The organism is Kosakonia sp. LAM2021 (assembly GCF_016620385.1).
Lineage (GTDB): Bacteria > Pseudomonadota > Gammaproteobacteria > Enterobacterales > Enterobacteriaceae > Kosakonia > Kosakonia sacchari.
This window is the reverse complement of the sequence record NZ_JAENHT010000001.1, coordinates 132292-156273: the sequence shown is the minus strand read 5'-3', so window position 1 is coordinate 156273 and position 23982 is coordinate 132292. Positions and strand designations below refer to the sequence as shown.

The window sequence follows — 23982 nt, the reverse complement described above, 5'->3', positions numbered from 1 at the left end:
GTAACGGTTTTATATACCAATTGGTGATTTGGAATCAGAAAAGAATATAAGCAGAAGGGAGTAGTGACCGGGTTTCCCCGGTCAGGCAGAGGTGCGTGGTTTACAGCGCCAAGAGCTTATCCAGCGACGGGGCGAAGTAGTAGCCGCCGGTCACCGGGCGGGTAAAACGCAGCATCGCGTCGCGCTTACCGTCGGTATCGCCAAACATGCTCAGCAGTTGCTGCTCGATGTTGTACAGACGGGCGCAATAGGTGCAGAAATAGAGCCCATGCGTACCGCTGGCGGTTCCATAAGGCAGGCTCTGGCGGACAATTTTCAGCCCTTTGCCGTTCTCTTTCAGGTCAACACGCGTCAGGTGTGATGTGTCCGGGCGTACATCGCCGTCGATCTCTTCATTGGCCTCTTTGGTGCGACCGATCATCATCTCCTGATCGCCCACGCTCATGCGGTTAAGCTGCTTGAGGTTATGCTCCCAACGCTGCACCATTACGTAGCTGCCACCGGCGTCCACACCATCCTGAATAATGGCAACCTCGCGGCGTTTCTCATCGCCAGCCGGGTTTTCCGTACCGTCGATAAAGCCACTCAAATCGCGCTCTTCGACCCAGCGGAAACCGTGTGTCTCTTCTTTAACCTCGATCGCGTCGCCGAACGCCGCCAGCGCGGCCTGAGCGACAGAGAAATTCACATCGTGGCGCAGAGAAAGAATGTGGATCAGCAGATCTCGCTGTGTTGCGGGTGCCAGGCCTTTGCCATACGACGGAAAATCTTTTAGCTCGTCTGCGCCTTCAGCACCGTTCAGCGCGCGCCAGGTCTTGTTGCCAAAGGCAATGGTCGCGCCCAGCGCCGCATCGGGGAATTGCAGTTGAAAGGTCGCCAGCTTATCGGCGAATACGCGGCTCGCCACGCGCAGGGCATCGGTGTCCCCTTTTACGTTGGCTTCAATCCAAATCGCCGCACGGCAATGTTCTGGCAAAATGCCGCTTTGAACCTGGGACATGACTCCTCCTGGAAAAAACAGGCCACGAAACCGTGGCGATAATCGCGGTATTGTACCTGTTTTTCCCGCAGCAGCAGCGAGTTAAGATCAAATTAACGGCGCCAGATAAGCTTGCTAACTTTCCAGTTTTTCAGCGCATCATCGGACGGCATCAACCCTTCCGGGCCGCTCCACTGGCCGGTAAATACGTAGCTGATATGCTGGCTACCCGGCGCTTTACACTCGACGCCCACGCTGTCATCGCCCGCGCCTTTCACGCAATTACCGAAAGCTTTATCAAACAGCGAATTGAACGGTGCGCCGATTTTTACCCCTTTATCCGTGGCAATATTACTATCGAGCACATCAATACGACTGACCGCACCGTTTTCTCCGTTCACCACCAGCGCCAGTTTGTCGTCTTTTAGCGCTTCAAAATAACGAACGATGCCGCCTTTTTCCGTCTTCATACCGCTACGCAGATGGTAATCGCCACCCAGCGCGTCCTGAATTGCCTGCTCGTTTAGTGGCGTGCTGGCGGTGATGTTACCCACTCCGTTGTCGCTCACCTCGACAGATGAACCAAACCAGTTCCACGGATAGGCCGCCGACCAGTTGACGGAAGCCAGCGTCGAGCAGCCGGTTAACGCCAGCGGCAGAACGCAAATAAGTGTACGCAGGGATTTCATGCTTCATTCCTTTTATTCATAGAACGCCTGTTGGAGTCCCGGAAGTGAAAAAAGTGCCGTTCAATGTTGAGCAAGGGAAAAACAGGCCCGAAGACGCCGGTTTGCCGCCAGCCACCACAGCGCGAAAAGATCGGCAATAACCAGAAACAGCCCAACGCCGGAAAGCGCCTCGCCGGTATACCAGCGCCAGGGTTGCCATACCAGCAACGCCAGTTGCGCCAGCAATACCAGCGGGTAGAGGGCGCGCCACAGGCGGGGAAAATGTTCGCGGCGACCGCTCAGTAAAAAGGTCAGGGCCGCCGGCATACCCGGCAGCAAGCCCAGCCAGAAATCATCGTGATCGGGGTAAAACAGTGCGAGCAATGCGTCGCCCTGCCCGCGCGATGCACCGGCAATAACAAACAGCCCCCAAGTGCGCGCCTCTGGAGCAGCAACACGCACCAGAACAAAAAAGGGAGTTTCAGGCGACCATGACTGTCGTAATCGGCGGGATAAATCTCAGTACTCTTCATCTTCAATCAAACGCTTGCCCAGACTGGCCGAATCCATATGTTCATAACCGAGGCGCTCATACATGCCGATAACCATCTCGTTATCTTCCCGCACCATCAGGTTGATTTTCGGGCAACCACGGGCAATCAATTTTTTCTCCAGCCGGTTCAGCAAGGCGTTAGCGATGCCGCGCCCGCGAAACTCAGGATGAACGCCGAGGTAATAAGCTGAACCGCGATGACCGTCATAACCGCCCATCACCGTGCCGACTACTTCACCGCCGACTTCGGCGACCAGAAACAGGCTCACATCGTGATTCACTTTGCGCTCAATATCCATTTCCGGATCGTTCCATGGTCGCAACAGCTCACAACGCTCCCACAAGGTGATCACTTCTTCGAAATCTTCCTGGCGAAAAACGCGTATCTCCATGGTATTCCCCGTCATTTTCAGCTGTGTAAACGTAGATTATGGCCCTAAGCGCCGCTGTCGCCAATATCCGGCATCTTCGGCGCTGAAATTTGGCATAATGTCACTCTGTCACGTATTGAAATGAAAAGTAAAACATTAGTTCGCACGGATAGTCGTAACGGCAAACACGATACGCTATAACACCAGGGACCACGAATAAGACAATTCAGGCGTATGAGCACCTTTAAACCTTTAAAAACACTTACCTCGCGTCGTCAGGTGCTGAAAGCAGGCCTGGCCGCCCTGACATTAACGGGCATGTCTCGTGCTATCGCTAAGGACGAGACACCACTCAAAACCACCACCGGGCACAGCAAGCCGAAAGCAAAGAAAGCTGGCGCAAAACGCATTGTGATGCTTGATCCGGGCCACGGTGGTATTGATACCGGCGCGATTGGACATAACGGTTCGCAAGAGAAACACGTGGTACTGGCGATCGCCAAAACCGTCCGCGCCCAGTTGCGTGCGCAGGGAATTGATGCGCGCCTGACGCGCACCGGCGATAAATTTATTCCGCTTTATGATCGCGTAGAGATTGCCCACCAGCACGGTGCCGATCTGTTTATGTCGATCCACGCCGATGGTTTCACCAACCCAAGCGCTGCGGGCGCGTCGGTGTTTGCTCTTTCCAATCGCGGGGCCAGTAGCGCAATGGCCAAGTATCTGTCGGATAAAGAAAACGCCGCCGACGATCTGGCCGGGAAAAAAGCCAGAGATAAAGATCACCTGCTCCAGCAGGTGCTGTTCGATTTGGTGCAAACCGACACCATTAAAAACAGCCTGACGCTCGGCTCGCATATTCTCAAGCAGATCAAACCGGTACACCGCCTGCATAGCCGTAACACAGAACAGGCTGCATTTGTGGTGCTAAAATCGCCTTCGATACCGTCCGTGCTGGTGGAAACCTCGTTTATCACCAACCCGGCAGAAGAGAAGCTGCTCGGAACGGCGGCGTTTCGCCAGAAAATAGCCAGCGCCATTGCCGATGGCGTACTCAGCTACTTTAGCTGGTTTGATAATCACAAAGCCCATACGAAGAGACGCGGATGACCACGCCTGATATTCACCCGGTTAAAAACGCCCTGCTGAATTTGCAGGACAAGATCTGTGACCAGCTGAGCGCCATTGATGGCGGCGCATTTATTGAAGATGCGTGGACGCGTACGGCAGGTGGCGGCGGGCGCAGCCGTGTGCTGCGTGATGGCGGCGTGTTTGAACAAGCGGGCGTCAATTTTTCGCACGTCCACGGCGACGCAATGCCCGCTTCAGCCACCGCGCACCGCCCGGAGCTGGCAGGTCGCAGTTTCGAAGCAATGGGCGTTTCGCTGGTGGTTCACCCGCGTAATCCGTATGTGCCCACCAGCCATGCCAATGTGCGCTTTTTTATCGCCGAAAAACCCGGTGCGGAACCGGTGTGGTGGTTTGGCGGCGGCTTTGATTTAACGCCCTACTACGGTTTTGAAGAGGATGCTCGCCACTGGCACCGCACAGCGCGCGATATCTGTTTGCCGTTCGGCGAAGAGGTGTATCCACGTTATAAAAAGTGGTGCGACGATTACTTCTACCTTAAACACCGTGACGAACAACGCGGTATCGGTGGGCTGTTTTTCGACGATCTCAATACGCCAGATTTCGATCACTGCTTTCGCTTTATGCAGGCGGTGGGCAACGGCTATCTCGAGGCTTATATGCCGATCGTTGAACGCCGCAAAGCTACGCCTTATGGCGAGCGTGAACGCGATTTCCAGCTTTACCGTCGCGGTCGGTATGTGGAGTTCAATCTGGTGTGGGATCGCGGCACGCTGTTTGGCTTACAAACCGGCGGGCGCACTGAATCCATTCTGATGTCGATGCCGCCGCTGGTGCGCTGGGAATACAATTATCAACCCGCCGAAGGCAGCCCGGAAGCTGCCCTCAGCGAGTTTATAAAAGTCAGAGACTGGGTTTAATTTCTTTAATTCTCAGGCCGGATAAAGAGCGCTATTCAACGGATATGTCACTGATGAGGTATTGTTCCATTCAGCAGATGTTCAACAGTTTCTGAAACATCGCTGCATGTGAATGGGACAAGGGGAGCTGCCGCGCTCCCCTTTTCAATGCCCGCGTCTGTGCGATAAATCGGTGCTTCGCACTACGCTCACCTACCGAGTGCTTGTCTGCGGTCGGCTCAACTCGCGATTACTCGTCCCATCCCTGAGACTCGTCCCTTCAGGGCCAGCGCAGGCGCTGTTCAAAATGGCTCCCGGCAATTTTGTCTGTGGCTCGATTCGCCTCTGGCCGCCATCCATGGCACCCAGACCTTGTCACTCACTCTTCGGTTCGCCGATGTCAGCGGCACTCAACCCATCGCGATTGAATTCAGCCCGGGCAGAAATAACGAGCGGCTTCCTTCAAAAACACGACCAACACGCGACAATCCGATTATCGACGGTTCGCAGACACAAACATTACAACGGCTGCGTTTGCGCCTCGACCACCGCCAGCGCAACCATATTGACGATACGCCGCACCGAGGCAATCGGCGTCAGCACATGCACCGGTTTCGCCACGCCCATCAGTACCGGCCCGACAGTCACTCCTTCAGAACTGGACACGCGCAGCAGGTTATAGCTGATTCGCGCCGCTTCAACGTTCGGCATAATCAGGATATTCGCCGCCCCTTTCAGCGGGCTATCCGGCATACGTTCATGGCGGATAGTCTCATCCAGCGCCGCGTCACCGTGCATTTCGCCATCAATCATTAACTCCGGCGCGCGTTCACGCACCAGCGCTAACGTATCGCGCATTTTCACCGCCGCAGGCGCGTTCGATGAACCAAACTGCGAATGCGAAAGCAGCGCAACACGCGGTTCAATGCCGAAACGGCGCACGGTTTCCGCCGCCAGAATAGTAATCTCCGCCAGTTCTTCCGCGCTCGGATCCTCATTGACGTAAGTATCGGCGATAAAGGTGTTGCCGCTCGGCAGCAGCAGTGCGTTCATCGCCCCTGCGGTATGGACGTTGTCGCGATAGCCGAAGATCGGCTGCAGCACACTGAAGTGCTCGTGGTAATCGCCGATGGTGCCGCAAATCAGCGCGTCCGCTTCGCCACGATGCACCATGATCGCGCCAATAATGGTGGTATTGCCGATCACCGCGCGCTGCGCCTGCTCCTGCGTCACGCCGCGGCGTTTCATAATGTTGAAGTACTCCATCCAGTACTCTTTAAAGCGTGGATCGGACTCGTTATTGACAATTTCAAAATCCACATCCGGGCGAATTTGCAAACCGAGTTTCTGAATACGCATCTCAATCACGCTCGGGCGACCAATCAGGATCGGTTTTGCCAGCCCTAACGTCACCAGTTCCTGCGTGGCATGCAGCACACGCGGCTCCTCACCTTCTGCCAGCACCACGCGTTTCGGTGCGTTACGCGCCTGCGAGAAGATCGGCTTCATGAACAAATTGGTTTTGTAGACAAATTCAGTGAGCTTATCGACATAAGCATCGAAATCGGCAATCGGTCTCGTTGCCACACCGGAATCCATGGCGGCTTTTGCCACAGCAGGCGCGATTTTGACAATCAGGCGCGGATCGAACGGTTTCGGGATCAGGTAATCCGGGCCGAAGCTGAGATCCTGATCGCCATAGGCCGAAGCCACCACCTCACTCTGCTCAGCGTGCGCCAGTTCCGCGATGGCGTTGACCGCCGCCAGTTTCATCTCTTCGTTAATCGCCGTCGCACCAACATCCAGCGCGCCACGGAAGATAAACGGGAAGCAGAGCACGTTGTTCACCTGATTCGGGTAATCGGAACGCCCTGTGCAGATGATGGCGTCCGGGCGCACCGCTTTCGCCAGATCCGGCAGAATTTCCGGTTCCGGGTTCGCCAGCGCAAGGATCAACGGCTGGCGCGCCATGCCTTTTACCATCTCCGGGGTCAGCACTTTCGGCCCGGAACAGCCAAGGAAGATGTCCGAACCGGCAACCACATCCGCCAGCGTGCGTTTGCCGTCATCGTCAACGGCATAAGCGGCTTTGGTTTCCGCCATGTTCGGCTCGCGGCCTTTGTAGATAACGCCTTTCGAATCGCAGACCACAATATTGTGTTTCTGCATACCAAGCGCCACCAGCAGGTTCATACAGGCGATCGCCGCTGCGCCCGCGCCGGAAACCACCATGCGCACATCGGAGAGATTCTTCTCGACCACGCGCAGACCGTTGAGAATAGCGGCGGTGCTGATAATCGCCGTACCGTGCTGATCGTCGTGAAATACCGGAATATTCATGCGTTCGCGCAGCTTCGCTTCAATGTAGAAGCACTCCGGCGCTTTGATGTCTTCCAGATTGATGCCGCCAAAAGTCGGTTCCAGCGCGGCGACGACATCAATCAGTTTGTCCGGATCATGTTCATCCACTTCGATATCAAACACATCGATCCCGGCGAATTTTTTGAACAGTACGCCTTTGCCTTCCATGACGGGTTTACCGGCCAGTGCGCCAATATTGCCAAGGCCGAGTACCGCAGTACCGTTGGATACCACGGCGACCAGATTGCCGCGCGCGGTGTATTTGTAGGCCGCCAGCGGATCTTTTTCGATCTCAAGACAAGGCGCGGCGACGCCGGGGGAGTAGGCCAGCGCGAGGTCTCGCTGTGTTGCCAGCGGTTTTGTCGGGGAGACCTGAATCTTCCCCGGACGGGGGAATTCGTGAAAATCGAGGGCACTTTGTTTTAGTTGGTCGTCCATTTGAGGTTCCTTTCACGTTGTTTTCAGAGTGAAACGTGCGATGTCTATCCCAATGCGCCGCATAGTATGGCCTCTGTCGCCCGCATAAACTTTGAACATAGCCAAAATCTCGCCATGACATAAACAAAATTGTTATCAATTTATCGCAACTTTGTTACGTGCCGCAAAACGCAGGGCGCGGGCGCGTCTGCTATGCTTTTTTGTTATGCACCTCTCATCCTCACAAAAGTGCGACAGAAAGCACTCCAGTAATCCATTGCTTTTAAAGGAGTTATTTTTCATGAATCACTTAGACGGCCTCAAACAATTCACTACCGTGGTGGCCGACAGCGGCGACATCGAATCCATTCGCCACTATCAGCCGGAAGATGCCACCACCAACCCTTCCCTGCTGCTGAAGGCAGCCGGGCTGGCGCACTTCTCACATCTGATTGATGATGCCATCGCCTACGGCAAAGCGCGTGGTAAAACCCAGGAGCAGCAAGTGGCAGAAGCCAGCGACAAACTGGCGGTCAATTTTGGTGCGGAAATTCTGAAAAGCATTCCGGGACGCGTCTCCACCGAAGTTGACGCCCGCCTATCTTACGACAAAGAGAAAAGTATCGCCAAAGCGCGTCAACTGGTCGCGCTGTACAAAGATCAAGGCATCGATAAGTCACGCATTCTCATCAAACTGGCGTCGACCTGGGAAGGCATTCGCGCGGCGGAAGAGCTGGAAAAAGAGGGCATCAACTGCAACCTGACGCTGCTGTTCTCGTTTGCCCAGGCGCGTGCCTGCGCCGAAGCGGGTGTGTTTTTGATTTCGCCTTTCGTTGGTCGCATTTACGACTGGTATAACGATCGCAAACCGCTCGACCCGTATGTGGTGGATGAAGATCCTGGCGTGAAGTCGGTGCGCAATATCTACGACTACTACAAACAACATCGCTATCAAACCATCGTGATGGGTGCCAGTTTCCGCCGCACCGAGCAGATCCTCGCGCTGGCGGGCTGCGACCGCCTGACTATCTCTCCGGCACTGCTGAAAGAGCTACAAGCACAGGAAGGCATTGTTGAGCGCAAGCTGGTGCCGTCGCGCCAAACCTTCCATCGCCCGGAACCGTTAACAGAAGCTGAATTCCGTTGGGAGCATAACCAGGATCCGATGGCCGTTGATAAGCTGGCCGACGGGATCCGTCAGTTCGCCGTCGATCAGCGCAGCCTTGAAGATCTGCTCGCCGCTAAACTTTAACCTTTGCCATGGAGTGAATTATGTCCCGTAGAGAGCTTGCTAACGCCGTTCGCGCCCTGAGTATGGACGCGGTGCAAAAAGCCAATTCTGGCCACCCTGGCGCCCCGATGGGGATGGCAGATATTGCTGAAGTGCTGTGGAATGATTTTCTGCGCCACAACCCGGCAGACCCCACCTGGTACGATCGCGACCGCTTTATCCTCTCTAACGGTCATGCCTCAATGCTGCTGTACAGCCTGCTGCACCTCAGTGGTTATGACCTGCCGCTTGAAGAGCTGAAAAACTTCCGTCAGCTCCACTCCAAAACCCCAGGCCACCCGGAAATCGGCTATACGCCGGGCGTGGAAACCACCACCGGCCCGCTCGGGCAGGGGCTGGCGAATGCCGTCGGGCTGGCGATTGCCGAGCGTACGCTGGCGGCGCAATTTAACCGGCCGGGGCATGACATTGTTGATCACTACACCTATGTGTTTATGGGCGATGGCTGCCTGATGGAAGGGATTTCCCATGAGGTATGTTCGCTAGCGGGCACGCTGGGGCTTGGCAAACTGATCGGCTTTTACGATCACAACGGCATCTCGATTGATGGCGAAACCGAGGGCTGGTTTACGGATGACACCGCCAAACGCTTCGAGGCGTACAACTGGCATGTGATTGGCGACATCGACGGCCATTCACCCGAGGCGGTGAAAAAAGCTATCGAAGAAGCGCAACGCGTGAAAGATAAGCCGTCACTGATTATCTGCCGCACGGTGATTGGTTTTGGCTCGCCGAACAAAGCCGGGAAAGAGGAGTCGCACGGCGCGGCGCTCGGTGAAGAAGAAGTGGCGCTTACCCGACAGAAACTCGGCTGGAAATACCCGGCCTTTGAGATCCCGAAAGAGATTTACCAGGCGTGGGATGCCCGCGAGCGCGGTGCGAAACATCAGCATGAGTGGAATGAGAAACTGGCGGTCTGGGCTAAAGAGTACCCGGATCTGGCAGCTGAATTTAAACGCCGTATGAGCGGTGAACTGCCGGAAAGCTGGGAGAAAACCACCACCGACTGGATCAATAAGCTGCAGGCCAACCCGGCGAAAATCGCCACCCGTAAAGCGTCGCAGAACACGCTCAACAGCTATGGGCCAATTTTGCCGGAGCTGCTTGGCGGCTCTGCGGATCTCGCGCCCAGCAACCTCACTATCTGGTCTGGCTCCACTTCGCTGAAAGAGGATCTGGCCGGGAACTACATTCACTACGGCGTGCGCGAGTTTGGTATGACGGCGATTGCCAACGGTATCGCGCATCACGGTGGTTTTGTGCCTTACACCGCCACCTTTTTGATGTTCGTTGAATATGCCCGTAACGCGGCGCGTATGGCGGCGCTGATGAAAGCCCGGCAGATCATGGTTTACACCCATGATTCGATTGGCTTAGGGGAAGATGGTCCAACGCATCAGGCGGTGGAGCAACTCGCCAGCCTGCGTTTAACGCCAAACTTCAGCACCTGGCGTCCGTGCGATCAGGTGGAAGCGGCTGTCGGCTGGAAACTAGCGATCGAGCGCCATCATGGCCCGACAGCGCTGATCCTCTCGCGCCAGAACCTCACGCAAATGGAGCGAACCCCGGAGCAGGTGCAGGCCATCAGCCGTGGCGGTTATATCCTGAAAGATTGCGAGGGTACGCCAGATCTGATCCTGATTGCTACCGGTTCGGAGATGGAAATTACCGTCAATGCGGCGGAGCAACTGACTAACGAAGGCCATAAAGTGCGCGTGGTATCGCTGCCGTCAACCGATATTTTCGATGCGCAGGATGAAGCCTGGCGTGAATCTGTGCTGCCCTCGGATGTGAGTGCGCGCGTGGCGGTCGAAGCCGGGATTGCCGATTACTGGTACAAATATGTCGGCCTGAAAGGGGCGATTGTCGGTATGACCGGTTACGGTGAATCGGCGCCTGCCGAGAAGCTGTTCCCCTACTTCGGCTTCACGGTCGAGAACGTGGTGGCAAAAGCCAAAGCAGTACTGAAAAAATAAGCGTGGGCGCGCCAGCATACGGCTGGCGCGCCATTTTTATTTCACTACCAGCAACGGCTCGCTCTCCTGCGGCGTCACGATATCTTCCTGCTTTTCATCCCACAGTGCTTTTTTCACCAGCACATTGCCGTTGTGTTGCGTGTCGCGTTTCACCAGCGTTGCGGCGTCATCGTCTTCCTGAATATTGATGTTAATGGGAAACGAAGGCAGCGCTTTCGCCCATTGCCCTTGCTGGATATCAAAGACATAAACCACCCGCCAGGCGCTGGTCCACCACTGCGGGAAAACAACGACCCGATCGCGCCCGCTATCATCGAGTTGCGACAGCGTTTCCACTCCGCCACCAATGCACTGCGGCACCACTGCGGGTTTTACAGCCGGGTTGCTGCTCCAGAGCTTACATTCACAGTCGCCCTCTTCATCGCAACTGCCGCCGGTTTTGGGGTCGCGCGCGTTCACCCACACGACATCTTTGGTAATGCCGTCAAACTTACCTTTGGTCAAAAGCCCCTGTACCGACGCCTCTTTTTGATTCAGGCGGGTGAGCAAATCGGTTTCGCCGCTAATGCGCCAGCCCTCATGCTGCTTGCTGAAAGTAAGCTGCGCCGGGTAGTTTTTTACCTGTTTTTCATCGAGCCCGGCTTGTTTGACAAACTCGACCTGAACCTGGCCCGCCTCATCTTCGGTGATATCAAGCGTGGTGATAATTCGCTGCGCATAGTGCGGTGAGTGAGAGGTGAACACTTGCTGACGGCGCAGTACCTCGTCGCGCTCAAGATGCTGGCCAAACCATTCGACCTGAGCCGCATAGAGATCGCTGCCGGTTGCCTGGGCATTGCCATTCAGGTGGCTATTCCAGACATCGACAAGCTGGGCGATGCTCTGTTTATCTGCTGAGGTCAGTTCAGCCTGTGCAGGCAGAACGGCAAAAAAGAGTACGCAGGCCGCAAACCATTGTGGGTAAACGCGTTTCATTATTCCCTTCCCGATAAAAATATCCGGGAAGGATTATGTCAGCGAAGGGTTAGCGCGTCACCCACAGCGTTGGCCATGCATCGGGGCCGTGCCAGCTATCACAGGAGGGCTCCTGCGCGTAACGCACCAGGCGAAAGCGCTGGCCGTCAAAACGCCAGCGGCTCGACACGCCACAATCCGCCAGGCTGCGGCCTTTGGAAAGTGTGGTCAGCTCGCGGGTTTTCTCATCAAATGCCGCGTTCATCAACTCCATTTCATCGTTACCGTTATCCGGCGTGAAAGGCAGCAACAGGCGCACCAGCCGTGCGGCAAATGGTTTTTCCCGTGATACCAGCCAAGCGCGTTCGACCATGTTATACGCACCCGCTTCACAGTCGATCAACAGCAACGCTTTATCATCGGTTAGCGCGCTCACCCGCACCTGGCGGCGCATCGGATCCAGCGAACACTGGCTGTTGTTCATTCGCCAGGTGCCGTAATCCAGCAAATCGTTCAGTTCCTGGTGCGTCAGCGGAGCTGGCGCAACGTTGGCCGTGGCTACCTTTTTCAACGCGGGTGCGGGCGGGACGCTTAACGACGGGCTATCGCCCTTTTTAATCCATGCCGTTTCGCTGCCGACACGTTTTTGCAGCGCATCAATAAACAGCAGCGCCGCTTTCAGCCCGACCAGAGAAATCTCGCCCTTGCTGCCTCGCAGGGTAAGCGCCTGGCCTTCCTGAATGTTTTTTAGAAACGAAGTGATGGCATCAGTGTTATCCGTCACCAGATGCCACGGAGTGGTTTGCCAGCGATCGCTCGCCAACGCCAGTGGCTGACCGTCAAACAATAAACGCCCGGCAATCGGCGGTTCTTTAGTAATCGGCGCGTCGATGCCGCCATAGTCGATACGTAGCGTGGCATCGGCACGCGCGCCAGCGCTGCGCTCCAGCGTCATTACCAGCCCCTGATGCTCACCAATATTGCGTGCCACGCAAAAGTTCTGGTTATTACAGGTGACTTGCCAGTCGGAAAAGGTTTGTTGCGCGGGCGCAGCGCACAGCAACGGTGCGGCCAGAAGACCGAAGAGCAAAGTCAAAACGCTGCGGTAACGCATGGTTGGCACAACCCCGGAAGAATAGACGCAGAACCTGCGTATATTCTATTTCCCGGTTGGCTTGCTCAATCGGATTTGTCGGATAGCTTCATCTGAAAGCGGAGCTGATAACCTTATTAATTTCAGTCCATTAGGCCAGATGTTTGCAAATATTGCAGTAAAATCACCGCCTTGCCATCACGGATCTCACCGTTGGCGACCATCGCTAAGGCCTGGCGGAAAGGCAACTCCAGCACTTCGATATCTTCATCTTCCACTCCGCCGCCGTTATTCGCGCGCTGCGCGTCGTTATATTCCGCAATAAAGAAGTGGACAATTTCCGTCACTCCGCCCGGCGACATGTACAACTCAAATACTTTGCGCACCTCGCCAACTTCATATCCCGTCTCCTCAATCGCTTCCTTACGAATGCACACTTCCGGCTCATCGTCATCCAGTAACCCGGCGCAGGCTTCAATCAGGCGACCATCCACGTTGCCATTCACCCAGGTGGCGATCCGGAACTGACGGATCAGCAGCACACTCTGCTTTTCACGGTTATACAGCAGGATAGTGGCACCATTGCCCCGGTCGTAGACTTCACGTTTATGACGCACCACTTCACCGTCCTGACGGGTCAAATCGTAGGTGATATTGCGCAGGACAAAGTAATTTTCAGAGAGGATTTTATCTTTGATAACTTCAATTTTCAGCGACATACAGGCTCCAGAGCGCTAACAACTTTGCGTAATACTACGCCGCGAAGTGTGACGCCGTGAAGCCTGTTTTATGGCAAACGCCTTAATGCTGCCCTGGTGCTTTGACGCCCAACCAGTCCATCATACCCTGCGCGGCGTGGCGCCCCTCCGCCATCGCGGTTACCACCAGATCGGCTCCGCGCACCGCATCACCGCCGGCAAAAATTTTCGGGTTGCTGGTCTGGTAGCGATACTGGCTTTCGACACTGGCGGCAATACGCCCCCAGTCATCAACGCGCACACCGTGGCGCTCCAGCCACGGCATGGAATGCGGGTTAAAACCAAACGCCATGATCACCGCATCAGCAGGCATAACAAACTCACTGCCTTCAATCGGCACCGGACGGCGACGGCCTTTGGCATCCGGCTCGCCGAGCTGTGTGCGCAGCAAGCGAATGCCGCAGACTTTGCCGCTCTTATCCAACTCCAGGTTTACTGGCTGGACGTTGAACTCAAACTCAGCCCCTTCATCCCGCGCATTTTTCACCTCTTTTTTCGAGCCAGGCATGTTGGCTTCGTCGCGACGGTAGGCACAGGTCACTTTGCTCGCGCCATGGCGCAGTGCGGTACGGACACAGTCCATTGCCGTATCGCCGCCGCCAAGCACCACGACATTACGCCCCTCGGTGTTGATAAACGGCTCGTCGGCGCTATCCGGCAACCCCATTAACTGACGGGTGTTAGCAATCAGGAACGGCAGCGCATCGTAAACGCCCGGTGCCTCTTCATTTGGCAATCCGGCTTTCATTGAACGGTAAGTGCCAACGCCCACAAACACCGCGTCGTAATCGCTGAGCAGCGTTTCCAGCGCGATGTCTTTACCGATTTCACAATTGAGTTCAAAGCGAATGCCCATCGCGCTGAAAATTTCACGACGGCGCGCCAGCAGCGATTTATCCAGTTTAAAAGCGGGGATGCCAAAGGTGAGCAAACCGCCGATTTCCGGGTGACGATCGAACACCGTGGCGCTCACGCCGTGGCGAGCGAGCACGTCAGCGCAGGCGAGACCCGCCGGGCCAGCACCGATAATCGCGATACGTTTATCTACCGCCGCAACCTGCTGTAAATCGGGTTGCCAGCCCTGCGCCAGCGCCTGATCGGAAATATAGCGCTCAATATTGCCGATAGTGACCGCGCCATACTCATCGCGCACCGTACATGCCCCTTCGCACAGCCGGTCTTGCGGGCAGACGCGCCCGGTGATCTCCGGCAAGCAGTTGGTTTGATGCGAAAGTTCAACCGCAGCCGCAATATCGCCCTCTTTCACCCGCTCGATCCACTGCGGGATATGGTTATGCAACGGGCATGTCCATTCGCAAATGCTGTGTTCGCCGCACTTCAGGCAGCGCTCCGCTTCACGATTGGCCTGATCGGCGCGAAACGGCAGATAGATTTCATCAAAACCATTTTTACGCGCCGCCAGTGGCAGTTTATCTGGCTCACCGCGAGACGTCGTTTTGCGCATCTGCCGCACTTTGCGGTCGTTAAAGGCGGGAGTCAGCGCCGCGACACTGTGCCACGGCTGCGCTTCATGGCTGGCGGTACGCAGACGGCGAGATTTAGCAAGCCCCGCAAGCGCGTCGCTGTTCACCAGTTGTAGCGCATCGGCCGGGCAATTCTGCGCGCAGGCCGGGCCTTCCGCCCTGCCCTGGCAGAGATCGCATTTGTGCGCGGTGGCTTTTACCAGCCCGTCGCCAATTGGCGTGACCAGCACCTGCATGGTGCCAAACGGGCAAGCCACCACGCAGGATTTACAGCCAATACATTTTTGCTGATTGACCTGAATCGCCTCATCAACGCGGCTGATTGCACCATTCGGACAACTACGGGCACAGGGCGCAGCTTCACAGTGGTGGCAGGTCACCGCGCTGCGGTGTTGCTGATGTTTAACCACGGTGATCCGTGGGTGAAAATGTCCGGCGCTTAACACATGTTGCTCATTATTGTGCGCCATCACACACGCGACTTCGCAGGCACGACATCCTATACATTGCTGGCTATTCGCCATAATAAAACGATTCATGGCACCCTTCTTTTCTGGTTTAATAAACCCTATTTTTTATATGAGGATTGTATTTACCGGGGCAGCACGACACAGGCAATGTTCAATTGCCCAGAAAGGTTATCTATTTGTCACGAGCTTGTAGCAGATCAATTTATTTCAGGATTTATGAAAAATTATTTCATTCGATGGACGTTCAGGCCGATGTTTCCTGTACGTAACATCAGGATTGGGAAGCGCTGCAGTGATAGTCAAAAAACCTGTTTCAGGAAGCCTGGCCAGAGCCTTTTTCTCTCTTGTTTTACTGTCGCTGCTCTCCACCGGAGTGGCACTCGTCACGCTTGCCAGCAGCCTGCGGGACGCGGAAGCCATTAATATTGCCGGGTCGCTGCGTATGCAGAGTTATCGTCTTGGTTACGAGCTGCAAAAACAGACCGCCGAACTACAACCCCACCGCCAGATTTACCAGCAGACGCTGAACTCTCCCGTATTACAAACCCTGAACCGCTGGTACGTGCCGCAGGAAGTGCAGCTACGTTATGGGCAATTGCATGAAAACTGGCGCCAGATGGAAAAACATCTAATTCAGGGCGACCAGCAATGGTACGAGCAAAATATCCAGGCTTATGTCGGGCAAATTGATTTGTTCGTGCTGGCGCTCCAGCACTACGCCGAACGCAAGATGATGCTGGTAGTCGCTATTTCGCTGCTGGGGGCAGCCGGGATTTTCACGCTGGTGTTTTTTACGCTGCGCCGTATTCGCCAGCGGGTCGTCAAGCCGCTTAATAACCTGGTCGCCACCTGCCAGCGCATCCAGCAAGGGCAATTTTCCTTGCTGCCGCTCGATAACAAACTGGATAACGAACTGGGTTTACTGGCTTCAACGTTTGACAGAATGTCCGGACAACTGTTTAAGCTCTACCGCTCGCTGGAAACATCGGTAGCAGAAAAAACCCGCGATCTGCATGAAGCCAACAGTCGCCTGGAAGTGATGTACCAGTGCTCGCAGGCGCTCAACACCAGCCAGATTGACGCCCTCTGTCTGCATCACGTTTTACAGATTGTTTACGATCATAAAGCGGCGTGCTTCCTGGAACTGGTTGTCGATGACAACTGGCGCATTCAGCAAGGTGAGGCCGATCCCAGGCTGCCGGTGAACAGCTTGCCGGTAAATATGCAGAAGAACGTGCTGGGCGAGCTGCGCTGGCAAAGCCACCAGCAGCCGCTCTCCGCACCGCTGATGTGTAATATCGCCACCATTCTTGGACGCGGGCTCTATATCAACCAGGCGCAGAAGCATTACCAGCAATTAATGCTGATGGAAGAACGTGCGACCATCGCCCGCGAACTGCACGATTCTCTGGCGCAGATGCTCTCTTATCTGCGTATCCAGCTGGCGCTGCTTAAGCGCTCAGTGCCGGACGATAACGCCCCGGCACACTTGATTATCGACGACTTTTCACGGGGTCTGAACAATGCCTGGCAGCAGTTGCGTGAGCTACTCACCACGTTCCGCCTCTCTTTACAGCAAAGTTCGCTACCCGCCGCGCTGCGTGAAGCACTGGATGTATTGCAGAGCCAGACCAGCGCGAAGCTGAATCTGGATTGCCGTTTACCCACGCAGGCACTGGATGCGCAACAGCAAATGAACGTCTTACAAATTGTGCGTGAAGCGGTTATCAACGCGATTAAACATGCGCAGGCCAGCGAAATCACCGTCAGTTGTGTGACCGATCCTGACGGACTGCACTCGGTCTACATTCGCGATAACGGCATCGGTATGAACAGTACGCAGGAGCCCGCCGGGCATTACGGGTTGACGATCATGCGCGAGCGCGCCGAGCGTCTTGGCGGTGTGCTGGAAATCGTCTCACCGCCGGGCAGCGGCACTCAGGTGCAGTTTCGTTTTCCGTTAACGGTCAGCGCGCAGCGTCAATAAGTGTAAAGAATTTAAAGTAAAATGATTTTGTGCAGGAGGAAATTTTGCTTAAGTCTCGTTATGCATAGTTATGCCTTAATCAGGCATGATAATTTACATTTTCTCCTTTTTTTCTCCACGATTGGTTTCCGCATTGCCGCTACATTGATGCAAGCAATGTCACTATAACGATGCGCAGCAATATGAGGTTTTATTTCTGATGGCGAATTTTTTTATTGATCGCCCCATTTTTGCGTGGGTGCTGGCGATCCTGATCTGTCTTACGGGGACACTTGCCATTATTTCTTTACCCGTCGAACAATATCCCGATTTAGCCCCGCCTAACGTCCGCATTACCGCTAACTACCCTGGCGCATCGGCGCAAACACTGGAAAATACCGTTACTCAGGTTATCGAGCAGAATATGACCGGCCTCGATAATTTAATGTATATGTCCTCGCAAAGCAGCGCCACCGGGCAGGCAACGGTGACGCTCAATTTCAGTGCCGGTACCGATCCTGATGAAGCCGTACAGCAGGTGCAAAACCAGCTGCAATCGGCGATGCGTAAACTCCCTCAAGCGGTGCAAAACCAGGGTGTCACGGTGCGCAAAACCGGTGATACCAATATCTTAACCATCGCGTTTGTCTCTACCGACGGCTCGATGGATAAACAAGATATCTCCGACTACGTGGCGAGTAATATTCAGGATCCGATTAGCCGCGTAAACGGCGTTGGCGATATTGACGCCTACGGTTCGCAATATTCAATGCGTATCTGGCTCGATCCTGCGAAGCTCAACAGCTACCAGCTCACCGCCTCGGATGTCACCAGCGCCATTTCGTCGCAGAACGCGCAAATCGCCGTCGGGCAACTTGGCGGAACGCCGTCCGTTGATCGCCAGGCCTTAAACGCCACTATCAATGCGCAGTCGCTTTTACAAACACCGGAACAGTTTCGCAATATTACGCTGCGCGTGAATCAGGACGGTTCAGAAGTGCGTCTTGGCGACGTGGCGACGGTGGAACTGGGCGCAGAGAAATATGACTACCTGAGCCGTTTTAACGGTAACCCCGCGTCCGGGCTGGGGGTGAAACTGGCCTCCGGCGCTAACGAAATGGCGACGGCAGAACTGGTGATTAATCGCTTAAACGAGCTGGCACCTTTTTTCCCGCACGGTCTGGAATATAAAGTCGCTTACGAAACCACCTCGTTTGTTAAAGCCTCGATTATCGATGTGGTGAAAACCCTGCTCGAAGCTATCGCGCTGGTGTTTCTGGTGATGTACCTGTTCCTGCAAAATTTCCGCGCCACGCTGATCCCCACTATCGCCGTGCCGGTCGTGCTGCTTGGCACATTCGCCGTGCTCTACGCATTCGGCTACAGCATCAACACCCTGACCATGTTCGCCATGGTGCTCGCCATCGGTCTGCTGGTGGATGATGCGATTGTGGTGGTGGAAAACGTCGAACGCATCATGACCGAAGAAGGGCTGTCGCCCAGGGAAGCGACGCGTAAATCGATGGGGCAAATCCAGGGTGCGCTGGTGGGGATTGCGATGGTGCTGTCGGCGGTATTTGTGCCGATGGCGTTCTTTGGCGGCACCACCGGCGCGATTTATCGCCAGTTCTCAATCACCATTGTTTCGGCGATGGTGCTTTCTGTGCTGGTGGCAATGATCCTCACACCGGCGCTGTGTGCCACGTTGCTCAAGCCGCTGCATAAAGGTGAGCTGCATGGGCAGAAAGGCTTTTTCGGCGCCTTTAACCGTATTTTCAACCGTAATGCCGATCGTTATGAAACCGCCGTCGGTAAAATTCTGCACCGCAGCCTGCGCTGGATTTTGCTCTATGTGCTGCTGATTGGCGGCATGGTGTTGCTGTTCCTGCGTCTGCCAACGTCGTTTCTGCCGCTGGAAGACAGGGGCATGTTTACCACCTCAGTGCAGCTGCCGAGTGGTGCAACGCAACAGCAGACGCTGAAAGTGGTGCAGAAAGTGGAAGACTATTTTTTCACCCACGAGAAATCGAATGTTGAATCCGTGTTTGCTACCGTCGGCTCCGGCCCCGGTGGTAACGGGCAGAACGTGGCGCGTTTGTTCATCCGCCTGAAAGACTGGGAAGCCCGCGATCCGAAAAGCGGCAGCGCGTTTGCCATTATCGAACGCGCCACCAAAGCGTTTAGCCGCATCAGTGAAGCCCGCGTTTTCGCCAGCAGCCCGCCCGCCATCAGCGGCATGGGGAGTTCGGCCGGTTTCGATATGGAATTGCAGGATCACGCCGGTGCAGGCCACGACGCTCTGATGGCGGCTCGCGATCGTCTGATTGAGATGGCGGCCAAAGATCCGGCGCTGACCCGCGTTCGCCATAACGGTCTTGATGACAGCGCACAGCTGCAAATCGATATTGATCAGCGCAAAGCGCAGGCGCTGGGCGTGTCAATTGATGATATTAACAACACGCTGAAAACCGCCTGGGGTTCCAGCTACGTGAATGACTTTATGGATCGCGGTCGCGTGAAAAAAGTCTACGTACAGGCTGCGGCGAAATACCGCATGCTGCCGGACGATATTAACCTCTGGTATGTGCGAAATAGCAGCGGTGGAATGGTGCCATTCTCCGCGTTTGCCACCTCGCGCTGGGAAACCGGCTCGCCGCGTCTTGAGCGCTACAACGGTTATGCCGCAGTGGAGATTGTCGGCGAATCCGCCCCCGGCGTCAGCACCGGTACGGCAATGGATGTGATGGAGAAACTGGTTAGCCAGTTGCCTACCGGTTTTGGCCTGGAGTGGACCGCCATGTCTTACCAGGAACGCCTTTCCGGTGCGCAGGCGCCAGCGTTATATGCGGTCTCCCTGTTGGTGGTATTCCTGTGCCTCGCGGCGCTGTATGAGAGCTGGTCTGTGCCGTTCTCGGTGATGCTGGTGGTACCGCTTGGCGTGATTGGCGCGCTACTGGCAACCTGGATGCGCGGGCTGGAAAACGATGTGTACTTCCAGGTCGGGTTGTTGACAGTAATAGGTCTGTCAGCGAAAAACGCGATACTCATTGTTGAGTTTGCCAATGATATGAATGCGAAAGGCGAAGATTTGCTGGTCTCCACGCTGCATGCCTGCCGTCAGCGTTTAAGACCAATCCTGATGACCTCGCTGGCGTTCGTTTTCGGTGTGCTGCCAATGGCAACCAGCACCGGCGCGGGCTCCGGCAGCCAGCATGCGGTGGGAACCGGTGTGATGGGCGGGATGATTTCCGCCACCGTGCTGGCGATTTTCTTTGTACCGCTGTTCTTCGTACTGGTGCGCCGCCGTTTCCCGCTCAAAGCGCGCACGCAGTAATTTCTGCATAACAAAAAGGCGACCTGGTGGTCGCCTTTTTCATGTGTCGGTTCACATTGTTATTTATTAAGCCGTCACTGCTTAATCGTTCGTCAGGAAATTATTTACGAAGCATGCCTTCGATAAAGTCTTTCCAGTTCCCCAGTTCATGTTCAATCATAACTACCTCTCTTATTATTCTGGCAATTCTACTTAAACCCGTAACAACATTGAAGAGACGTTAATCAATTGCTTCAATCGCTATTAGCGGGGTACTTTTAATGCTTGTGATAACTATGAGCCGATGTCATGTCATTTAATGTGAATAACGGCAATATTCCATAAAAACTTTAGGGCCAAATGAAATGACGATCACATTGTTCGATAAATCAGCAATTGAAGCGGTGGACTGGCTGGCGTTAACGGCGCTGATTGCCGCAGGCGGTCTTAATCAGCGCGACCCGCTACAGGTCGAGCAGGCGTGGCGCAATAGCACCTTCTGCTGGTTTGGCTATCATAACGGGGAGCTGGTCGCCACGGCGCGCGCAATCAGCGATCTGACATGGGCCAGCTATGTTGCGGATATTGTGGTCGCCCCGGAAATGCAGGGACGCGGTTATGGAAAACAACTGATGTCTGACATTGTCAGAACATTATTACCGTTCGGCAAAACCTTTATTTATTCCGTACCGGAAAAGACAGGATTTTATCAACAATATGGTTTCCGTTTTTTAACCACTGGCATGGTATGCGCAACACCTGAAAGTTTATTCAAACTGGAACAGAGTGGTTATATCCGCTGACATTTGCTTCTCAGACAAATCACAGGCAAATTAAAATCCGTTATTCTAATTTCTTGCACAAATAACCAAAAAAGAGACAAAAGGATTCACCATGATCACCATGTACGGCATCAAAAACTGCGACACCATCAAAAAAGCGCGCCGCTGGCTCGAAGCGCAGCGGGTGGAATACCGTTTCCACGATTACCGCACAGACGGTATTCATGCAGATTTACTGCGTACATTTGTTGATGAACTCGGCTGGGAAGCGCTACTAAACACCCGGGGCACCACCTGGCGCAAGCTGGATGAAGCCCAGCGCGCAGCCATCACCAATGATGATGCTGCCATCGCGTTGATGCTTGAAATGCCTGCAATTATCAAACGCCCATTGCTCTGCGCGCCGGGTAAGCCTATGCTGCTGGGTTTCAATGAATCCAGTTATGAGAAGTTTATTAACGAGGTGTAGTTTATGTCGTGCCCGGTTATTGAGCTGACACAGCAGCTTATTCGTCGCCCTTCTCTGAGCCCCAATGATGCAGGATGCCAGGCGCTAATGATTGAACGTCTGCGCGCTATCGGTTTTACCATTGAGCCGATGGATTTTGGCGACACGCAAAATTTCTGGGCATGGCGCGGGCAAGGCGAAACGCTGGCCTTCGCTGGCCATACGGATGTGGTGCCGGCTGGCGATGCGGACCGCTGGATCAACCCGCCTTTTGAACCAACCATCCGCGACGGCATGCTATTTGGTCGCGGCGCAGCAGACATGAAAGGTTCGCTGGCGGCGATGGTTGTCGCCGCCGAGCGTTTTGTCGCCCAGCATCCGCAGCATAAAGGCCGTCTGGCATTTCTTATCACCTCTGACGAGGAGGCCAGCGCCACCAACGGCACCGTCAAAGTGGTCGACGCGCTGATGGCGCGTAACGAACGGCTGGATTACTGCCTGGTTGGTGAGCCTTCCAGTACGGAAGTGGTGGGCGATGTGGTAAAAAACGGTCGTCGTGGATCGATGACCTGCAACCTGACCATTCACGGTGTTCAGGGGCACGTTGCCTATCCGCATCTGGCGGATAACCCGGTGCATCGCGCCGCGCCAATGCTCAATGAGCTGGTGGCCATCCAGTGGGATCACGGCAACGAATACTTTCCGCCGACCAGCATGCAGATTGCCAATATCAAAGCAGGAACCGGTAGCAACAACGTTATCCCTGGCGATCTGTTTGTGCAGTTCAACTTCCGCTTTAGTACCGAACTGACCGATGAGATGATCAAAGCTCACGTGCAGGCGCTGCTGGATAAACATCAGTTGCGTTACAGCGTGGAGTGGTGGGTTTCCGGGCAACCTTTCCTGACGGGGCGCGGCAAGCTGGTGGATGCGGTGGTTAATGCCATTGAGCACTATAATGAAATCAAACCGCAGTTGTTAACCACCGGCGGCACGTCAGATGGCCGTTTTATCGCGCGTATGGGCGCGCAAGTGGTTGAACTCGGGCCGGTGAACGCCACCATTCACAAGATCAACGAATGTGTGAACGCGGCGGATTTGCAACTGCTTGCCCGTATGTATCAACGCATTATGGAACAACTCATCGCCTGATGGCCTGGAGGATGACATGGATTGGCTGGCAAAATATTGGTGGATTCTGGTACTGGTTTTTTTACTTGGCGTACTGATTAATGTGATCAAAGACCTGAGCCGGGTCGATCACAAAAAATTCCTCGCTAACAAGCCGGATCTGCCGCCGCATCGTGATTTCAACGACAAGTGGGACGACGATGACGACTGGCCGAAACAGGATCAGCCGAAAAAGTAAGCCTCACATAATTCACCCCCTATCGGGGGTGAATTTTTTGCTCATAAAAACTCAATAATATCGTCGTCATTCGGCTTGCCGCCGCTTAACGCTTCATCGAAATAGTGCTTCGGCACGGTGTAGCGCAAATGTTTGAGCGCCAGCTCAATACTGCGATCATCAATGGCATGGCCCAAATCGTCGACAATATCCAGCGTGATATCGCCGCCAAGCGTTTGCACCGCTTCCTGCGCCTTCACCGCCCAGGCCAAATCGATAACCCGGTCTTCACCGCCGTGAATCAGGTGAATGGTTTGTGCCGTGGAAACCGCCTGCGGCAGCGTGGCGTAACGCCCGTTGAACGCAATCACCCGCGAAGCGAGATCCGGCTGCGCTTTCAGCCCTTCCAGCGCCATAATCGCCCCTTGCGAAAAGCCAATCAGCGCCGTGGCTAACGCATTTACGCCGCTTTGCTGCTGCCAGTAGCGCACAACGTCAATAAATTGCGGCATCACAGCATCAATGCGTTGCTGACGATTTTCTTCCGTCACGCCTGCCACGGAAAACCACTGGCGGGCCGGTGGTGCGCCGCAGGTTTCGACGCCGCCAATACTGACGATCAGCGCATCGGGAAAGTGCGGTGCAAACCAGCTGCCGATTTGTCCCATGGAGACCGGGTTATCGCCAACGCCATGAAACAACAGCAGTAATTGTTTTGCCGGGGATTGCGGACTTTGCACAACGAAATGGTCATGTTTCATG

20 protein-coding genes and 1 pseudogene are annotated in these 23982 nt (G+C 54.9%); 10 read left to right on the top strand and 11 right to left on the bottom strand.

The features are described 5' to 3' along the window. Nucleotides 1–100: 100 nt before the first annotated feature. From JKP81_RS00690 to JKP81_RS00675, 4 genes and pseudogenes are all read right to left on the bottom strand, one after another. Complete coding sequence (locus JKP81_RS00690; protein ID WP_200550220.1) at nucleotides 101–1000, bottom strand: Dyp-type peroxidase; 900 nt, start codon at nucleotides 998–1000, stop codon at nucleotides 101–103. Between the two features lie 92 nt (nucleotides 1001–1092). After that, the gene (locus JKP81_RS00685; protein ID WP_200550219.1) at nucleotides 1093–1668 is read right to left on the bottom strand and encodes an RpoE-regulated lipoprotein; all 576 of its coding nucleotides are present in this window, start codon (nucleotides 1666–1668) and stop codon (nucleotides 1093–1095) included. 60 nt (nucleotides 1669–1728) lie between these two features. Further along, nucleotides 1729–2180, bottom strand: a pseudogene (locus tag JKP81_RS00680) (DUF2919 domain-containing protein). Further along, on the bottom strand, nucleotides 2167–2592 hold the full coding sequence (locus JKP81_RS00675; protein ID WP_131406597.1) for a GNAT family acetyltransferase: 426 nt from the start codon (nucleotides 2590–2592) through the stop codon (nucleotides 2167–2169). The pseudogene JKP81_RS00680 and the gene JKP81_RS00675 overlap by 14 nt, the downstream one beginning before the upstream one ends. A gap of 213 nt (nucleotides 2593–2805) precedes the next feature. On the opposite strand from JKP81_RS00675, the gene amiA reads away from it, so the two are divergent. Further along, nucleotides 2806–3681: an N-acetylmuramoyl-L-alanine amidase AmiA gene (gene amiA, locus JKP81_RS00670; RefSeq protein WP_175273331.1), complete on the top strand. Its 876-nt coding sequence runs from the start codon at nucleotides 2806–2808 to the stop codon at nucleotides 3679–3681. Further along, nucleotides 3678–4580 carry an oxygen-dependent coproporphyrinogen oxidase gene (gene hemF / locus JKP81_RS00665; RefSeq protein WP_200550218.1) on the top strand — a complete coding sequence of 301 codons (903 nt, stop codon included), beginning with the start codon at nucleotides 3678–3680 and terminating at the stop codon, nucleotides 4578–4580. The genes amiA and hemF overlap by 4 nt, the downstream gene beginning before the upstream one ends. A gap of 498 nt (nucleotides 4581–5078) precedes the next feature. Here the strand turns inward: hemF and maeB are convergent, their stop codons facing one another. Continuing rightward, on the bottom strand, nucleotides 5079–7358 hold the full coding sequence (gene maeB, locus JKP81_RS00660) for an NADP-dependent oxaloacetate-decarboxylating malate dehydrogenase (protein ID WP_200550217.1): 2280 nt from the start codon (nucleotides 7356–7358) through the stop codon (nucleotides 5079–5081). A 280-nt stretch (nucleotides 7359–7638) separates the two neighbouring features. Here maeB and tal point away from each other — a divergent pair, with 280 nt between their 5' ends. Continuing rightward, nucleotides 7639–8589 (top strand): transaldolase, encoded by a 951-nt coding sequence (gene tal, locus JKP81_RS00655; protein ID WP_200550216.1) that lies wholly within the window; start codon nucleotides 7639–7641, stop codon nucleotides 8587–8589. Between the two features lie 20 nt (nucleotides 8590–8609). Then, nucleotides 8610–10604: a transketolase gene (gene tkt, locus JKP81_RS00650; RefSeq protein WP_200550215.1), complete on the top strand. Its 1995-nt coding sequence runs from the start codon at nucleotides 8610–8612 to the stop codon at nucleotides 10602–10604. 36 nt (nucleotides 10605–10640) lie between these two features. On the opposite strand, the gene JKP81_RS00645 is transcribed toward tkt, so the two are convergent. The 4 genes from JKP81_RS00645 to aegA all read right to left on the bottom strand — a co-directional run bounded on the left by JKP81_RS00645 (nucleotide 10641) and on the right by aegA (nucleotide 15432). After that, nucleotides 10641–11579, bottom strand: a complete 939-nt coding sequence (locus JKP81_RS00645) for a hypothetical protein (RefSeq protein WP_200550214.1) — start codon at nucleotides 11577–11579, stop codon at nucleotides 10641–10643. Nucleotides 11580–11628: 49 nt separating this feature from the next. Beyond that, nucleotides 11629–12672: a DUF1176 domain-containing protein gene (locus tag JKP81_RS00640; RefSeq protein WP_200550213.1), complete on the bottom strand. Its 1044-nt coding sequence runs from the start codon at nucleotides 12670–12672 to the stop codon at nucleotides 11629–11631. A 122-nt stretch (nucleotides 12673–12794) separates the two neighbouring features. Beyond that, entirely contained in the window at nucleotides 12795–13370 is a 576-nt protein-coding gene (gene nudK, locus JKP81_RS00635) for a GDP-mannose pyrophosphatase NudK (RefSeq protein ID WP_200550212.1), read from the bottom strand. 82 nt (nucleotides 13371–13452) lie between these two features. Continuing rightward, nucleotides 13453–15432 (bottom strand): formate-dependent uric acid utilization protein AegA, encoded by a 1980-nt coding sequence (gene aegA, locus JKP81_RS00630; RefSeq protein ID WP_200550211.1) that lies wholly within the window; start codon nucleotides 15430–15432, stop codon nucleotides 13453–13455. 223 nt (nucleotides 15433–15655) lie between these two features. Here aegA and narQ point away from each other — a divergent pair, with 223 nt between their 5' ends. Next, nucleotides 15656–17350 carry a nitrate/nitrite two-component system sensor histidine kinase NarQ gene (narQ, locus tag JKP81_RS00625; RefSeq protein WP_200550210.1) on the top strand — a complete coding sequence of 565 codons (1695 nt, stop codon included), beginning with the start codon at nucleotides 15656–15658 and terminating at the stop codon, nucleotides 17348–17350. A 199-nt stretch (nucleotides 17351–17549) separates the two neighbouring features. After that, nucleotides 17550–20663: a multidrug efflux RND transporter permease AcrD gene (gene acrD, locus JKP81_RS00620; RefSeq protein ID WP_200550209.1), complete on the top strand. Its 3114-nt coding sequence runs from the start codon at nucleotides 17550–17552 to the stop codon at nucleotides 20661–20663. Between the two features lie 100 nt (nucleotides 20664–20763). Here the strand turns inward: acrD and ypfM are convergent, their stop codons facing one another. After that, the gene (ypfM, locus tag JKP81_RS00615; protein ID WP_100181659.1) at nucleotides 20764–20823 is read right to left on the bottom strand and encodes a protein YpfM; all 60 of its coding nucleotides are present in this window, start codon (nucleotides 20821–20823) and stop codon (nucleotides 20764–20766) included. 184 nt (nucleotides 20824–21007) lie between these two features. Here ypfM and JKP81_RS00610 point away from each other — a divergent pair, with 184 nt between their 5' ends. The 4 genes from JKP81_RS00610 to JKP81_RS00595 all read left to right on the top strand — a co-directional run bounded on the left by JKP81_RS00610 (nucleotide 21008) and on the right by JKP81_RS00595 (nucleotide 23241). Then, on the top strand, nucleotides 21008–21445 hold the full coding sequence (locus JKP81_RS00610; RefSeq protein WP_086870854.1) for a GNAT family N-acetyltransferase: 438 nt from the start codon (nucleotides 21008–21010) through the stop codon (nucleotides 21443–21445). 91 nt (nucleotides 21446–21536) lie between these two features. After that, nucleotides 21537–21893, top strand: a complete 357-nt coding sequence (locus JKP81_RS00605) for an ArsC family reductase (protein WP_200550208.1) — start codon at nucleotides 21537–21539, stop codon at nucleotides 21891–21893. Between the two features lie 3 nt (nucleotides 21894–21896). Beyond that, a complete protein-coding gene (gene dapE / locus JKP81_RS00600; protein ID WP_017458939.1) occupies nucleotides 21897–23024 on the top strand; it encodes a succinyl-diaminopimelate desuccinylase in 1128 nt (375 codons plus the stop codon). 16 nt (nucleotides 23025–23040) lie between these two features. Further along, nucleotides 23041–23241, top strand: coding sequence for a YpfN family protein (locus JKP81_RS00595; RefSeq protein WP_017458940.1), 201 nt, complete (start codon nucleotides 23041–23043; stop codon nucleotides 23239–23241). Nucleotides 23242–23282: 41 nt separating this feature from the next. Here JKP81_RS00595 and ypfH read toward each other — a convergent pair whose 3' ends face one another. Then, the gene (ypfH, locus tag JKP81_RS00590; RefSeq protein WP_200550207.1) at nucleotides 23283–23981 is read right to left on the bottom strand and encodes an esterase; all 699 of its coding nucleotides are present in this window, start codon (nucleotides 23979–23981) and stop codon (nucleotides 23283–23285) included. Nucleotide 23982 lies beyond the last annotated feature (1 nt).

What these genes read in the sequence shown, in the direction of transcription:
- JKP81_RS00690 (WP_200550220.1), bottom strand. Translation starts at nt 1,000, where the DNA reads ATGTCCCAGGTTCAAAGCGGCATTTTGCCAGAACATTGCCGTGCGGCG.
- JKP81_RS00685 (WP_200550219.1), bottom strand. Translation starts at nt 1,668, where the DNA reads ATGAAATCCCTGCGTACACTTATTTGCGTTCTGCCGCTGGCGTTAACC.
- JKP81_RS00675 (WP_131406597.1), bottom strand. Translation starts at nt 2,592, where the DNA reads ATGGAGATACGCGTTTTTCGCCAGGAAGATTTCGAAGAAGTGATCACC.
- amiA (WP_175273331.1), top strand. Translation starts at nt 2,806, where the DNA reads ATGAGCACCTTTAAACCTTTAAAAACACTTACCTCGCGTCGTCAGGTG.
- hemF (WP_200550218.1), top strand. Translation starts at nt 3,678, where the DNA reads ATGACCACGCCTGATATTCACCCGGTTAAAAACGCCCTGCTGAATTTG.
- maeB (WP_200550217.1), bottom strand. Translation starts at nt 7,358, where the DNA reads ATGGACGACCAACTAAAACAAAGTGCCCTCGATTTTCACGAATTCCCC.
- tal (WP_200550216.1), top strand. Translation starts at nt 7,639, where the DNA reads ATGAATCACTTAGACGGCCTCAAACAATTCACTACCGTGGTGGCCGAC.
- tkt (WP_200550215.1), top strand. Translation starts at nt 8,610, where the DNA reads ATGTCCCGTAGAGAGCTTGCTAACGCCGTTCGCGCCCTGAGTATGGAC.
- JKP81_RS00645 (WP_200550214.1), bottom strand. Translation starts at nt 11,579, where the DNA reads ATGAAACGCGTTTACCCACAATGGTTTGCGGCCTGCGTACTCTTTTTT.
- JKP81_RS00640 (WP_200550213.1), bottom strand. Translation starts at nt 12,672, where the DNA reads ATGCGTTACCGCAGCGTTTTGACTTTGCTCTTCGGTCTTCTGGCCGCA.
- nudK (WP_200550212.1), bottom strand. Translation starts at nt 13,370, where the DNA reads ATGTCGCTGAAAATTGAAGTTATCAAAGATAAAATCCTCTCTGAAAAT.
- aegA (WP_200550211.1), bottom strand. Translation starts at nt 15,432, where the DNA reads ATGAATCGTTTTATTATGGCGAATAGCCAGCAATGTATAGGATGTCGT.
- acrD (WP_200550209.1), top strand. Translation starts at nt 17,550, where the DNA reads ATGGCGAATTTTTTTATTGATCGCCCCATTTTTGCGTGGGTGCTGGCG.
- JKP81_RS00610 (WP_086870854.1), top strand. Translation starts at nt 21,008, where the DNA reads ATGACGATCACATTGTTCGATAAATCAGCAATTGAAGCGGTGGACTGG.
- JKP81_RS00605 (WP_200550208.1), top strand. Translation starts at nt 21,537, where the DNA reads ATGATCACCATGTACGGCATCAAAAACTGCGACACCATCAAAAAAGCG.
- dapE (WP_017458939.1), top strand. Translation starts at nt 21,897, where the DNA reads ATGTCGTGCCCGGTTATTGAGCTGACACAGCAGCTTATTCGTCGCCCT.
- JKP81_RS00595 (WP_017458940.1), top strand. Translation starts at nt 23,041, where the DNA reads ATGGATTGGCTGGCAAAATATTGGTGGATTCTGGTACTGGTTTTTTTA.
- ypfH (WP_200550207.1), bottom strand. Translation starts at nt 23,981, where the DNA reads ATGAAACATGACCATTTCGTTGTGCAAAGTCCGCAATCCCCGGCAAAA.